This window comes from Rhizobium sp. NXC14 (assembly GCF_002117485.1).
Taxonomy (GTDB): domain Bacteria; phylum Pseudomonadota; class Alphaproteobacteria; order Rhizobiales; family Rhizobiaceae; genus Rhizobium.
Genome location: NZ_CP021033.1, coordinates 737,339 through 751,247, shown reverse-complemented (window position 1 = coordinate 751,247; position 13,909 = coordinate 737,339). Strand labels below are relative to the sequence as shown.

The 13,909-nt window shown below is 57.0% G+C and carries 10 protein-coding genes; 4 read left to right on the top strand and 6 right to left on the bottom strand.

Annotated features, from left to right (window positions below; all coding sequences use genetic code 11):
* Positions 1–6 precede the first annotated feature (6 nt).
* Complete coding sequence (locus tag NXC14_RS31565) at positions 7–948, bottom strand: sugar ABC transporter permease (RefSeq protein WP_085781906.1); 942 nt, start codon at positions 946–948, stop codon at positions 7–9.
* A gap of 52 nt (positions 949–1,000) precedes the next feature.
* Positions 1,001–2,053, bottom strand: coding sequence for a sn-glycerol-3-phosphate ABC transporter ATP-binding protein UgpC (ugpC, locus tag NXC14_RS31560; RefSeq protein WP_085781905.1), 1,053 nt, complete (start codon positions 2,051–2,053; stop codon positions 1,001–1,003).
* Between the two features lie 1,151 nt (positions 2,054–3,204).
* Here ugpC and NXC14_RS31550 point away from each other — a divergent pair.
* Positions 3,205–4,212 carry a Gfo/Idh/MocA family oxidoreductase gene (locus NXC14_RS31550; protein WP_085781903.1) on the top strand — a complete coding sequence of 336 codons (1,008 nt, stop codon included), beginning with the start codon at positions 3,205–3,207 and terminating at the stop codon, positions 4,210–4,212.
* Positions 4,213–4,378: 166 nt separating this feature from the next.
* Positions 4,379–5,311, top strand: coding sequence for an SMP-30/gluconolactonase/LRE family protein (locus tag NXC14_RS31545; RefSeq protein ID WP_085781902.1), 933 nt, complete (start codon positions 4,379–4,381; stop codon positions 5,309–5,311).
* A 176-nt stretch (positions 5,312–5,487) separates the two neighbouring features.
* Here the strand turns inward: NXC14_RS31545 and NXC14_RS31540 are convergent, their stop codons facing one another.
* The 3 genes from NXC14_RS31540 to NXC14_RS31530 form a co-directional block, all read right to left on the bottom strand.
* Positions 5,488–6,297, bottom strand: coding sequence for a shikimate dehydrogenase (locus tag NXC14_RS31540; RefSeq protein ID WP_245362241.1), 810 nt, complete (start codon positions 6,295–6,297; stop codon positions 5,488–5,490).
* A complete protein-coding gene (locus tag NXC14_RS31535; protein WP_085781900.1) occupies positions 6,291–8,264 on the bottom strand; it encodes a VCBS repeat-containing protein in 1,974 nt (657 codons plus the stop codon). The genes NXC14_RS31540 and NXC14_RS31535 overlap by 7 nt, the downstream gene beginning before the upstream one ends.
* A gap of 400 nt (positions 8,265–8,664) precedes the next feature.
* Entirely contained in the window at positions 8,665–9,489 is an 825-nt protein-coding gene (locus tag NXC14_RS31530; protein ID WP_085781899.1) for an IclR family transcriptional regulator, read from the bottom strand.
* Between the two features lie 554 nt (positions 9,490–10,043).
* On the opposite strand from NXC14_RS31530, the gene NXC14_RS31525 reads away from it, so the two are divergent.
* Positions 10,044–10,973 (top strand): ribokinase, encoded by a 930-nt coding sequence (locus NXC14_RS31525; RefSeq protein ID WP_085781898.1) that lies wholly within the window; start codon positions 10,044–10,046, stop codon positions 10,971–10,973.
* Between the two features lie 19 nt (positions 10,974–10,992).
* Positions 10,993–11,571, top strand: a complete 579-nt coding sequence (locus NXC14_RS31520; protein ID WP_085781897.1) for a hypothetical protein — start codon at positions 10,993–10,995, stop codon at positions 11,569–11,571.
* 352 nt (positions 11,572–11,923) lie between these two features.
* Here NXC14_RS31520 and NXC14_RS31515 read toward each other — a convergent pair whose 3' ends face one another.
* On the bottom strand, positions 11,924–13,813 hold the full coding sequence (locus tag NXC14_RS31515; RefSeq protein ID WP_085781896.1) for a sugar phosphate isomerase/epimerase and 4-hydroxyphenylpyruvate domain-containing protein: 1,890 nt from the start codon (positions 13,811–13,813) through the stop codon (positions 11,924–11,926).
* Positions 13,814–13,909: the final 96 nt, after the last annotated feature.

Genomic DNA, 13,909 nt, shown 5'->3' with positions numbered 1-13,909 from the left:
TGGATCCTATCCGGTAGCCCGGCCGGTCAACCGGCTGTAAAGAGCACCAAGGGCGACATTGATGATAAGGACGACGATCGAAACGACGGCAGTCGGCCCAATGTTGACCGCCTGAACGGTTCCACGGAAGGCCTCGAAACTAAGCGTGGTCGTCGACCCCAGTGGTCCTCCGCCTGTCATGACAATGATCAGCGTCATCAAGGTCAGGTACATGATGGATAGCGTCAGCGCGGTGCTTCCCAAGGTGGGAAGGATTTCCGTGAGCGTGACGTAACGGAACTTCACGAACGCACCACCTCCGTCGATCTCTACCGCTTCGTAGAGTTCTTTCGGAATGGACTGCATGGCTGCTGTCGCCATTACCATGACATAGGGAAATGACCACCACGCTGTGACGATGATGATGAGGGGCAATGCCCTTCCTGGATCCCCTAACATCAGCCCGGGATCGATACCCAGCTTCTGGATTACGTAGGGTACCGGCCCAAACGAGGGGTTGAGAAGCCAGAGCCAGATGCTGCCGACGACTGACATGGACAGCGTCCAGGGAAAGAGGATGAACACCCGCAGCGTAGAACCTGTGACGCCCGCCCGATTCAAGACCAGCGCTGAGGACAGGCCAAGGATCATGGCACCGGCCAGAGATCCCCCGACATAGGTCAGGGAGATTATGGTCGTGTCCCAGAACTCGGATGAGTGCAGCACTTCGACGTAATTGGCGAGACCGCTAAAGCCAACGAGCTCGTAGTATTTCGTTTTTTGAAAGCTCAACCAGAACACAAAGATCGTCGGATAGAGCGTCACAAGAAACAGGATCAAGATCGCAGGCGTAAACCAGAGAAAGGGCGCCCAACGCAAGCGGTTTGCAATGTCAGTGGCGTCCACGACGTCGCTCGCCAGGTGCGTCGCGCTTTGATTGGTGCTGACTTGTAGCGGTGGTATCGACATTCGATTACTGTTCCCCTGTGGCCGTCTCGGGCAGAGTGGGTAGCGTAGGTTCTCAGGACAGGCGCCTGCCGGTGCTCTCGCTGAAGAGGTGGACGCGCGAAAGATCTGGAGCCACGGTGATGGTCTCGCCAACTTTCGGAAGAACCCGATCCCGGAATACGCAGACGATGGTTTGCGCGCCATGCCGAGCGATGATCTGGGTCTCGGAACCGGTCGGCTCGACGACTGTGACGGTCAGAGGCAGTCCCTCGTCACTGATCGTGAGATGCTCAGGACGAACGCCGTAGATCACTTTCTCGGAGATATCCGCCACGCCTGCAGGCAGAGGCAGCTTGTGTCCGTCCTCGAGGACGAACCGGCCTGTCTCCACTCGGCCATTGAGGAAGTTCATTGACGGCGATCCGATGAAGCCGGCAACAAAAACGTTGGCTGGGTAATCATACAGCTCAAGCGGCGCACCGACCTGCTCGACATAACCGTCGTGCATGACAACGATCTTATCGGCCATTGTCATTGCTTCGACCTGATCGTGGGTCACATACACTGTCGTGGTTTTGAGCCGCTGATGCAGTTCCTTGATCTCAGCGCGCATCTGCACGCGCAATTTCGCGTCCAGGTTCGAGAGCGGCTCATCGAACAGGAATACTTGCGGATTACGAACGATCGCGCGACCCATCGCCACGCGCTGACGCTGGCCGCCGGAGAGTTCGCGAGGGTAGCGATCAAGGAGCTTCGTCAGACTGAGGATCTCTGCGGCGCGTTGAACGCGGGTCTCTCGTTCCTCGCGCGGAGCCTTTTTGAGCTTCAGCGAGAAGCCCATGTTTTCGGCGACGGTCATATGCGGATAAAGGGCATAATTCTGGAAGACCATGGCGATATCGCGGGCCTTCGGAGGTACGTCGTTGACGGTGCGTCCGCCGATCTGGATCTCGCCGCCCGTGATATTTTCGAGGCCGGCGATCATCCGCAACAGAGTTGATTTTCCGCAACCCGAGGGTCCGACGAGGGTTACGAATTCCCCTTCGTGGATATCGACAGATACGCCATGAAGCACGCGTACGGCGCCGTAAGCTTTGCGAACGGCCTTCAGCTCAACATTAGCCAACTGTTTCCTCCTACCACCACCTAAGCGGCTACTTGGCCCAGCGCGATCTCCCCGATCGCTATCGGAACGTTATTCCATTAAGGAAAGCGGGTGTCAAGGAGGATCAGCGGTACGGTGAGCACACTGGCAGCTAAAGAAGATTTTTAAATAATATTTCCAACAACTTGTGACTTGTTCGAAGCCTTTGCTTGCGGGGTAGGCGAGGCGATCCGATAAGGCCAAAGTTCGGAAAGTTCGTCGGCAGTGGCCTTCACCTGTTCCGCTAGTTGGGGGAGTACGAGTGATGAAAAGCGGTGGATTGGTCCTGCGATGCTTACCGTTCCAACAACCTGACCTCCAACGCGAATAACCGCGGCAACCGCGGCAACGCCGGGTTCAGCTTCCTCTATCGCAGTGGCCCATCCTCGTTCTGCGGTCTCATCCAAGGCCGCGGAAAATGTCTGCCTAGAGGTAATAACCCGCGGGCCACCAAGGTCTGTTCGCCCTAGTCCGCTCGCTACCGCCCTAGCCAACGCTTCCTCTCGATCCAGTGTGGCCAGCCACGCTTTCCCGTTGGCGGTCGTGTGTAATGGGACCTTTGCTACCAGTTCCGGCTGGTAAATCAGGCCAGACCGCATGCCTTGTGAGTGGGATATCCACGTCAAACCGTCAGGATCAAGGATCGCGATTCTGCCCAATCCCTTGGTATTGCTGGCAAGGCGGTCCAGGATAGGTTGGCAGATGTCGGGGATCCGTGTCCCAGCCAGGAGACGCTGGCCCATGACGGCTAGACGCAGCGAAAGGCGGTAGAATCCGTTCTCGGGATCCTGTTCGGCCCAACCTAGGTCACACAGACTGTGGAGCAGGCGATGCGCTGCGCTCTTCGGGACGTCCAGCCGCCGACTGATCTCGCCCAATGACAGTCCGGTGGCGTTCTCACTCAGCAGCGTGATGAGGTCGAAACAACGATCTAGAAGGGATTTGACAAGTCGCATGATACCACGATATTCGGTTTATCGGAACGTTATTCCAATAGCACTACGAGAGAAGTTTCACAAGGAGCGGCTTGATAGGCGGTTAGGCAACCACGCGTCGTCGGTTCATCCTGTGCGGCCCTCGATGCGTTTAATTATGCCTCCTCGCCTTTATAAACCAGGAATTATGGAGTCGCGATGAGGATCGCAATATTCGACGTCAGCCATTGGCATTTTCCGCTTTACATCGCTGCCCTGAAGGATCCGGGCATCGAGGTGATCGGCATATCCGACAGCGCGGCATTTGCGGGGCCACGTTTCTCCGAATTGCTCGATTGTAAGCTTTATAGCTCCAACGACGAACTGATGGGGCAGGATTTCGATTTTGCGCTCGTATTTAGCCGTCACTCTGACATGGCCGAACTCGCTGAGCGGTTGATAGTCAAGGGAAAGCCGTTTCTGATCGAAAAGCCATGCGGGCTTAATCTCGAGGAAGTTCGTCGTATCCGCGAACTGTCTGAGAAACACGGCGTCTTCGTAAGCGTGCCTTTCATTCAACGCGTAAGCGACCTGGCTGATCGCCTGTCGCCGGCTGCAGGCCTCGCGCCAGACGGGTTTCAGCATCTTTCCTTCCGGTTTGTCGTAGGCTCGGTGGCTCGGTATGAACGAAACGGATGCGCCTGGATGCTTGAAAAGGCACTCGCAGGAGGTGGGTCGATGCTAAACGTCGGTATTCATTTCATCGACTTGATCTCAGAACTGACACAATCCCCCATCACCGAGGTCTCGGGCCAGGTCCAGATCTACCGGCCCGATGTGACCGTCGACGAACAGGCTGTCTTCACCTGCCGAACTGCCGCAGGACAGATCTGCGTGATCGAGACAGGTTATTTGTATCCCTCCACAGCCGACGATCAGCGGGATTTCGCCTTTTCGCTCTCGCATCGTCAATCCTACATTCGCGGTTACGCCGACCAGTTCTATGCCAAATTGCGGGAACACGAGAAGGCTTACGCGACGACCATCGAGTACAACACGGACGAGTATTACCCGGTTTTCCTCCGCCGGAGTTGGGCGGACCTCACGAATGGTCACCCTCCCGTTGCAGGCTTGCTGGAAGCGGAGCGAGCATTGGCCGTCATTGAAGCAGGTTATCGTTCGGCCGCCAACGGGGGAGCGCCCGAGGTCGTCGACAGCACTATCTAGTTGTCCGCTGAACTTATTTGGCGCGCGCTACTGATTGGCGCTCGCTTTTGAAGCCAAGCTGACGTTTCCGTTGCGCAACGGCCTGATGTGTAGAGGCTGCGGACACGCCCGAAACCGTTGCGTAACTTTCCGACGCCGACCGTTCCTTCCATCTGTGGCCGATCCTATGACGAAACCAGATATCGAGATTATCGCGACTGGACTTCACTTCCCGGAAGGACCGGTTGAACTTCCCGACGGCTCCATAGCCGTCGTGGAGATTGGTCGCGGCAGGATTGTTAGGATCAGGGATGGCGGAAAACAGGAAGTAGTGGCGGTCACTAATGGTGGTCCTAACGGTATGGCTTTGGGGCCGGATGGGGCGCTCTACGTGTGCAATAATGGAGGTTTTTCCTGGGTAGAGGAGGGCGGTTGGCTCCGTCCCGTCGGCCTTGCCCCCGGTTACAGCGGCGGTGCGATCCAGAAGGTCAATGTCTCGACCGGCGAAGTTATGACCTTGTATGATCAGTGCGACGGGCGAACTCTTAGCGGCCCAAACGACATCGTTTTCGACAATCACGGCGGATTTTATTTTACTGACACGGGCAGGGTTCGGGAGTTCCAGCGCGACCACGGTGGGGTATTTTACGCAAAAGCGGATGGCAGTTCGATAAAAAGGGTGGTGTTTCCGCTCCTGACACCAAATGGGGTGGGTCTATCACCCGATCTTGACACCCTCTACGTCGCCGAGATGGAAACAGCCCGGTTATGGAGCTACGCGATCGTGGAGCCGGGGGTGGTTGAGAAAAGGCCGTTCCCGAGCCAAGGCGGAGGGGTACTTGTTATTGGTCTTGGCGGTTTCCAACGGTTCGACAGCCTGAAGGTCACAGCGTCTGGTAACATTTGCGTCGCGACCTTGGTGACAGGATGTATAACCGTGGTTTCACCACGGGGCGACTTGCTCGACCAAGTGTGGATGCCGGACATCTATCCGACAAATCTGGGATTTGCAGGGCAAGACTTACAAGATGCTATCGTCACCCTGTCGTTGACAGGCCAGATTGGCCGGCTTCGGTGGCCAGAGAAAGGTCTGCGACTGCAACATCAGGGAGGAGGATAAACTTGGGAGCTTCTCTCGAAGGAACAGTTCCGGACGCCGCGCCATGTCGAGCGTTCTTAGATGACGGTCGGTGCATTTGACTGGAAGATGCCGAATGCTGCGAGGCCGGATGGCCTACGAGAACGTCATGCCCGACGGGTCAGGCATGACGTGTGGTGCGAGAAGGCGAAACTCAGCTAAGCCCAAAGCTCACAGATATGATCGACGGTAAGGTCAGCTTGTCCGGTGATCATGTGCATGCCGGAATGGGTTTCGACACCCTTTGCGGCGGCCAGTGCGAGAAGTCGCGTGGTCTCGGGCTGGGCAATGACCTCGGCGAATGTCATTCCCGGCTGCAGCAAGTCCGCACCCAGCGGGAGCGCGTCCGTGTCGTGAAGGCCAAGCGATGTCGCATTGATGACGAGTTGACCAGCTTCCGGCTCGGGCCTGCCTACTTTGGCAACCTTCCGTCCGAATTCGGCGTTTACAGCCTCCGCCAGCGCCTCAGCTTTGTCGACGGTCCGATTTGATACCGTGATGCTGTTCGCCCCGGCCTCGATGAGCGCAAACGCTATCGCGACCGAGGCGCCTCCCGCTCCGACGATGAGTGCATCACGGCCTTCGATCCGGATCCCCTTGGACTGGAGTCCGCGCACAAAGCCCTTGCCATCGAACTGGTAGCCGCGGAAGCTGCCATCCCTCTCGCGGCGCACCAGATTGACGGCGCCAACGCGGGCCGCAACCGGATCAAGACTGTCGCACAGATCGATGGCAGTCTGCTTGTGCGGCAGGGTGATGCCGAACCCTACAAGGTTCGGCATGGCTTTCAGACCGGCCCAAATCACGGGCAGATCCTTTGCAGGAACATGGAGCGGGACAGATACGATATCCGCTCCCCGTGCCGCAAAGAGTGGATTGACTGCCGCCGGCGTCTTGGCCTGAGCGATCGGGTCGCCGATGATACCGATCAGCCTGGTCGTTCCGCGAATGCTGACACCGGTTACCACGACAATTCCTCGCGCTTGAGCCAGACGATGCTGCCGTCCTCAATGCCAACGATGAGGTCGAGCACACCGCGACCAGCCCAGTCAACGACTTCCGGAGAGGCGACATGCATCGCCATCTGAATGATCTCGTCGCGGTGTTTGATCGGAATTGGCAACGCAAAACGAGGTTCTTGCGGTGTCCCGACGTTGCGCGAATAGAAGAGGCCGGCCTGCTTGGTCGTGTTGCGTGGCGCACCGGTCTTCGGATCGGGCGGCACGCATGCGCGGGCATGGGTACCGAAGATCAGGTCGGTGCGGCCGGTGCTTTCCCAATCGCAAAAGCAAAGCTTCACACGGCCGCGCCCGCCGCCGACATCCACAGTGAAGCGCATGGCGTCGCCATTTTCCCATCGGAGAAAACGCTTGTCGGAGAGTTCCGTATCGGACGCCTTGCGCCAATCGCTGAGGACTCCGTCCTCGTCTAATGCGATATAATGAAGGTCGTTGTTCTTGAGCCAGTCGACGACCGCCGGTCGAACTCGCCAGACTGTCTTTAGCGGCTTGCCCTTGTAAGTGAGGAACTCCTCTTCGCCGAAGCGCGGCGGGATCGTCTTTTCGCCGGTATTGCGGAACAGACGGTGTCTGCCCGTCACGTCGCTGACGAGAATGTCCATGCTGCCATTGCCGGTCCAGTCGGCTAGTGTCGGGCAGGAGTAGCCGAACATCTTCTCCGATGGCCCCTGGATCGAACCCGTCAGACCGGCCGCAAGTCGGATCGGCGTGTCGCCGCCCTTCAGCATGATTTCCTTGTCGAGGTAAATGGTGCCGTCCTTTTCCCTGCTCTGGTAGAAGAGCAGTTCGCCAGTACTATTGCCGACAACCAGGTCGTAGTGGCCGTCGCCGCTGAAGTCGTGAGCTGCCGGGCATGGCAGGATGCCGGCATGGATCAAAGGCTTCGTGGTCTCGATTCGGCCACGCTGTTCGAAACGAGGAAGACCGTCTTCACCATCGCCGACGTTCTTGAGGAAGCTTATATAGCCATCCTCTGCGCCGTAAAGGATGTCCTCGCGACCGTCGCCATCCCAATCTACCACGCAGGGCAGGTGGATGCATTGTTCGAGTTCCAGAACCTTATCGTCGTGAGTGCGGATTAGGCTGGTCGGCTCGAAAGTTCCGTCTTCGCGTTGTCTTGCGATATGCAGGATATTCCAGAATTCGCCAGCTATGACGCTCTGGCGCTCTGCACCGAAGCGGCCGAACGCAGGAGCGAGCTGGCCATATACTTCGAGTGGCGTTTCGCCGGCGATGAGAGCATGACCCTTTTCCAGTACAGGGGCCGCGAGCGTGCCCTTGTTCTTGAAGGCGTAGAGGAAACCGCGCAGCGGACCACCCAGCCAGCGGCCGGCATCGTCATATGCGCGATATCCTTCGTCATTCCATTCCAGACCGTTCGGCCAGTAATCGTTCCAATAGTCACTGCCGACAATCAACTCAGCCGCGCCGTCGCCATCGATGTCGTGGAAGCGGGCCATGTGGAAATACTCATTGCCCTTGACCCAGTCGGCATCCAGGTCGAGCCTGACGGGATCGCCGAATTTCGGCGCACCCTTCATGCCGATATTGGGGAAAACATAGATCTGCTTGCGTAGACGAGATGCCGAGACGAGGTGAAAAATATCGCCATCCCTGACGGCCGTCACGTAGCCGCGGACGCCTTCGACCAATTCCTCTTGACCCAAAACAGGCGTGCCGTCGGAATTCGTTCCGATCTGGCGGCGCAAAAAGACACGACCGTCATAACAAGCGTCCCATGCCGAAATCAGCATGTCCTTCGTGCCCGTGCCGCTCCAATCGACGATCTCGACACAGGTGATGATCCGGCCTGCCACTGCTGCCGCCTTTACGTCGGGGTGGTATCTCAATCCCTCCGAGCCGTAATCCGGACCGTGCCATACAGTGGCGTCGTCCTCCCACCGCGTAACGCTCATCGCGAGCCCTCCCAATCTTGAAAATTAAATGGAAATGATTTCTAAAACGAAATCACCTTTTAAATCCAGTGAAAATTTGGTTCGGTGCTTTTTGAGAGATATGGGGCCGCATGATCCGGGAACGACATTAGACGATGCGTCCGAGACGTTTGTAGCTAAAGAACAGGATGGATGCGCGTGCGGGAACCCCGGCCATCACGCAATATTTCAAGCTGCCAATACGGGCAACCGCGTTGGCTTTACGGGCACCTAGCAACGCTCGGCCGCGGCGCGGCAGGCTGCGGAGCGTCCTGACAAAGTCAAACGATCGTACTGCAGCGGCTAAAGGTCTTGGCGATACCAACCTGCGAGGATGTGCGATATCAAGAAGACCTGTAAGCCCAGAACATCTGGACGGCAGCTACCGCACTGCCCCCTTTGCAACAATCAATGGCGTCATGGTTCGCTGACGAACTCGGAGAGGCCAGATATCGCTTAGTTCCACCGCCGCTTTATTAAGAGAACTAACGAGGTCAGGCCAACGATCTTCGGTTATGCGCATTAGAGGCCCTGCAACGGATATCGTCCCGGCTACCGGAGCTTCTCTGTCAGAACTTGCCCGAAACGGAACTGCAACTGCTGCGGTACCAGCCTCCCCTTCTTCGACGGAGGTTGCGAAGCCGCGTTCTCGAGTTTCATTCAGCCGAATTCTTAGTTCATCAATGGTTCGGGCAGAATTGGGACCTAGCTTTCGTTTAGCCGTAAAGCCGCGAGAATAGACAATTTCCAGCGCTCGTTCTTCGGGTAAAGTGGAAAGCCATGCCTTCCCATTCGCCGTTGCGTGAAGAACAATCTCTTGTCCCATGTCCGGATCATATCGGAGGCCGGTTGTCGCACCTTGTGCACGTGCCACCCAAACCAAATCTTGACCTTCAAGGATTGCGAGGCGACAATATTCTTGCGTTTCCGCAGCCAACCGATCCAAAACGGACTGGACCACATCCGGGACATTCCGCGCGTCAAGATTCCGGAACGCCAAGGCGCTTAATCGAAGCGACAAGGCGTAGTTTTGGCTCGCGGCATCTTGAGTTACCCATCCGTGGCTAATCAGCGTCGTCAACAGCCGATGGACCGCACTGGGAGGCATATCGAGACGTTCGGCAAGGTCGGACAACTCCAGTGATCCCGCTTCACCGGCCAGCACTTCCAGCAGGGTCAAGCATCGTGATACGGCTGCGACGGTCAAAGTTTAATCTCCTTTTGACGCAGTTTATAAGGTCTATTTCCATTATGGAATAGGCTTCCACAACCATCCCCTCCCGTCATCGTTGTTGAGGTCTCAACAACGAGTTGCTTCGCATCAGGGGTGCTCGAGACGTCGGCCCTTACGCCTTGCCCGCATTCTTAATCGCTCTCTTCGGCCTTGACCGGTGCGGGACAGTTCGTCCTCTTGCACCGGGATTAGACGATTGGATTCGCGAGTTCGCGGGCGGTCCGGAAAACGGCAACGAGGTCCGGTTGGAGCAAAGCATTTTCGTATCATGCTGCCTGAACCTTTGCCTGGCATCCCAGACGCCCATTCTCTTTAGTCGTACGACGGCGCCCCCTAATCGTAGTTGATGAAAATAGAAATCGATTCTAAAAGAAAACGTGATTTCAACTGCAGCCGGCTTAGACAGTGAGAAATGCATCATTCCCGGATGCTTACCCACGGGCTGAAGCGGGACGCGTCGGTTCGGCGGCCTGAGTGAATAGCATGCGACGTCCCGACCTCGCAGAACAGGCTTAGGATTGGTAGCGATGATCGTCACCTTTGGATCAATCAACGTTGACCTCGTCTTCTTGGTCAAGGAAATACCACAGGCGGGCCAGACCGTCTTAGCGCGAAGATCTCGAATCGAGGCCGGGGGAAAAGGGGCCAATCAAGCGCTGGCGGCTGCGCGCGACGGAGCTAAAGTGATAATGACCGGCGCGGTCGGTGACGACGCCATGGCCGCCATCGCCCTTCAGAATCTGGAGGGCACAGTTGATATCAGCCGTCTGGTCCGATCTAGGGAACCCACAGGGTCCGCCGCAATAATGATTGATGCCAATGGCCGCAACATGATTGCGGTTGCAGCAGGCGCCAACCTTGTCGCGCAATCTCATGGTATTGAAGAAGAGCTGCTTCAGAATGCGAGTTACGTTCTGATGCAAATGGAGAACGACGTTGGTCAAATTGAAAACCTTATCAGACGCGTCTCAAATCAACCCGCAAAATCGATCCTCAACCTAGCGCCAGCCTACCAGCTGGATCGCGAGCTTCTTTCCCTCGTCGACATCGTGATCGTTAACGAAGACGAGGCCGAAGCTCTTGCAGGTTGGCTTGGATGCGAGCCAGCCGCCAGGTCTCTGTCAAGCGCCCTTAAAACAGGGGTGTTACGCACTATGGGAGGCGAGGGAGCCGAAGCTTTCATCAACGGAAAGGCGTTACGAACATCGGCGCTGCCAATCGATGCCGTGGATACGACTGCTGCTGGCGACTGCTTCGTTGGTGTATTGGCCTCGGCTCTCGATCGCGGCCTCTCTTTCGAGGCGGCAATGCGACGAGCCACAACGGCCGCGGCAATCGCCTGCTCCCGCCCGGGAAGCCAGTCTAGTATCCCTTACCTCACCGAGACGGATAGTTGGTTGATCCGAGAAAAACAGCGAGAGCATCGCACAGTGCGAACACCGACGACACCAGTTTAACCACGACGGACGGTATGCAGTGAGCTATCCCACATTTATCTCGACGGTGTTCATCCTCCTCCTGACCCCGGGGCCCACCAATACACTTATGGGGTTGGCATCGGCACGCAACAGCTTCTGGCGCGTTCCGAAATTGTTACCTGCCGAGCTGTCTGGCTACCTCACCACGATCCTGCCACTAACGTGGCTCGGGACAGAACTGATAAGCTATTGGCCCGAAACCGCCCTTTTGTTGAAGCTCGCGGCGGCGGCCTGGGTCATGTATCTCGCGGTAAAACTCTGGATGGCGGGGAACGATGATATTCAGTACGGCAGTGTCACCGCTCGACGCATATACGTGACGACGGTGCTCAACCCTAAGGCGTTTGTAATCGGACTTGCCCTTCTGCCTCAACCAACAGTGCCGGATTTCTTTCCAAAGCTTGTAATTTTTGTCGCTCTGACAATCATCGCCGCCGTCATCTGGGGTACGATCGGCAGGCTGACTCAGATCGGCGCACAGCGCCACAGCCGATTTATGATGGTCCAGCGTACGGCTTCCGTTTGGCTTGTTATCGTGTCCTGCACCGTTGTCGCAGGATTGTTTCATACAGCTTGAGATGACGCTCGAAGAGACCGTAGTGCAACAATATCTAAATGATGCCGGTTGTGAAGACCTAAGAATATGCACAAGTTCCATAAATACCCCTTACGCCACTGACACTGGAAGAGCGCGATCAACGGTTCTGGCACGGCGAGAGCTGTGCAGGCCAGAGTCCGGCTTGTTCCTATGGAGTTCACGTTCTAGGCCAAAAAGATCGCATAATGGATCGACTGGAAGTGGCTGTGTGCCGACGAACGGAAAACCGACGGCCAAAAACATAGCTATTTCCGGCGAGGGATCTCCGGGCCAATTCCTTTCAACTACATTGTGATTTCGCTGGCTCCAATCCTGTACATCACATGAAAAACTAAAGCCTTGGCATACCTTCCGGCCTCAGATGCTTCTTCTGGGCTGCGATTCGAAAAATAGCGTTAGCCGCTCCGTAGCCGGCATAGCTCCGACGCTGTACGATCTCGAAGAAGAAACCCTCGCCGAACGCCGGGCTATAGAGCTGGAAGTACTCTCCATGCTCGTCCTGGTCGTACAAAATGTTTTCTGTCTTCAGCCGATCGCTGAGTTGCGTATCCAATCCGAAGCGGGCTTCGATATCATCATAGTAGTTCGGTGAAATGACAAGGGGCTTGAAGCCGTTGCGGCGCAGGCTCGCCGCGGTGGCGAAGATGTCGTCGGTGCAAAAGGCAAGGTGCTGCACACCCGAGCCGAATGTCTCGGCCATGAAATGGCCTGCTAGGGTGCGACGGTTTTCGGCGCCGTTGAGGGTGATCCGCAGCGAGCCGGAGGCGTTTTCCACCACCTGGCTATGGACCACGCCGGCGGGGTCGATGATATCGACCATCGGCGTCTTCTGTGTCTGGAAGATCGAGGTGTAAAACAGCATCCACGTCAGCATCTCATCATAGGGAACCGTCTGGGCAACGTGATCGATATGAAGAAGATGGGCGGGGACGATATCGGTCTCATCCTCGGCGGGAACGAAATCGACCTCCGAAAACCGGGCGAGATCGCTCTTGTCGTCTATGAAATAGATGAGCCCGCCGCCCACACCCCGAATTGCTTGAACCTCCATCTCACCGGCTTCGACCGCCTGGCTGAAAGGCTCGGCATCGAGCGCAATCGCCCTCTCGAAAGCGTCCCCTGCATCATCGACCTTCAAGGCAATGGCATAGGCCGATGTTCCGTGCACGGCGAACGAGGCGCCGGCAAAGCCGCCATCATCGGTATTGACGATGAGGCAAATATCCCCCTGGCGGTACAGGGCGACGCTCTTCGTCCGGTGAATGGCCGTCTTGCGAAAACCCAAGGTTCTCAATATGCCGATGAGTTCGGCCGCCTCGTCCTCATCCGCCGAAAACTCCACGAAAGCGATGCCCTTGACGGCCGCACGGTCGGGCATGGCCTTGACCGATAGCTGCTCGGAGCCGGCTTCACGTCGAACCCGGTCGCCGAGATAGAGCAGCGAGCGATGCCCATCGGCGGCGATCGCACGAGGCAGCCCGCCGCGAAACTGGTCGTTGAAGATCTCCAGTGAGAAGTAGCCGTTATATCCGGTCTCGGCGATTGCCGTTGCGAAAGCCGTTACCGGAAGGTCGCCTTCGCCCGGCATGTTGCGGTAATGCCGGCTCCAATGGAGAAGATCCATGTCGATGAGCGGTGCGTCCGCCAACTGGACGATGAAGATCTTCTCCTTCGGAATCGACCGGATCGAATTGATGTCGATCTTGCGTGAAAGACTGTGGAAGCTGTCGAGGATCAGGCCGACATTTGAGTGATCGGCCCTGCGCACGATTTCCCAGGCGTCGCGATGATCATTGATGTGCCGCCCCCAGGCGAGCGCTTCATAACCGACCCTCAGGCCTCGCCTTGCGGCGCGCTCGCCGAGCTCGTGAAAATCCGCCGCCGCCCGATCGATACCGCCGAGCGAGGCGGACGAGACGTTCGAGCAAACCAGAATGAGGTCGGCGCCAAGTTCCTGCATGACATCGAACTTTCGTTCGGCACGCTCGAAGGTACGGCTGCGCAAGGGCTCGGGCATGCCCTCGAAATCGCGGAACGGCTGAAACAGGGTGATTTCGAGCCCGCGGTCGCGCACCATCCTGCCGACATCCGCCGGGCTGCCGTCAAAGGCCAGAAAGTCGCTTTCAAAGATTTCCACGCCATCGAAGCCGGCTTTGGCGATCGCATCCAGCTTCTCGGGAAGCTCTCCGCTGATCGATACCGTCGCAATCGAAGTTTTCATCGGTCGGCTCCTGCAAGCTTTCTAAAGCGCGTCGCGATCTCTCAGATTCGCTGTTGGCGCTTTAGGTCTTTGTTTTTACGCATGCCGTTATCGCAA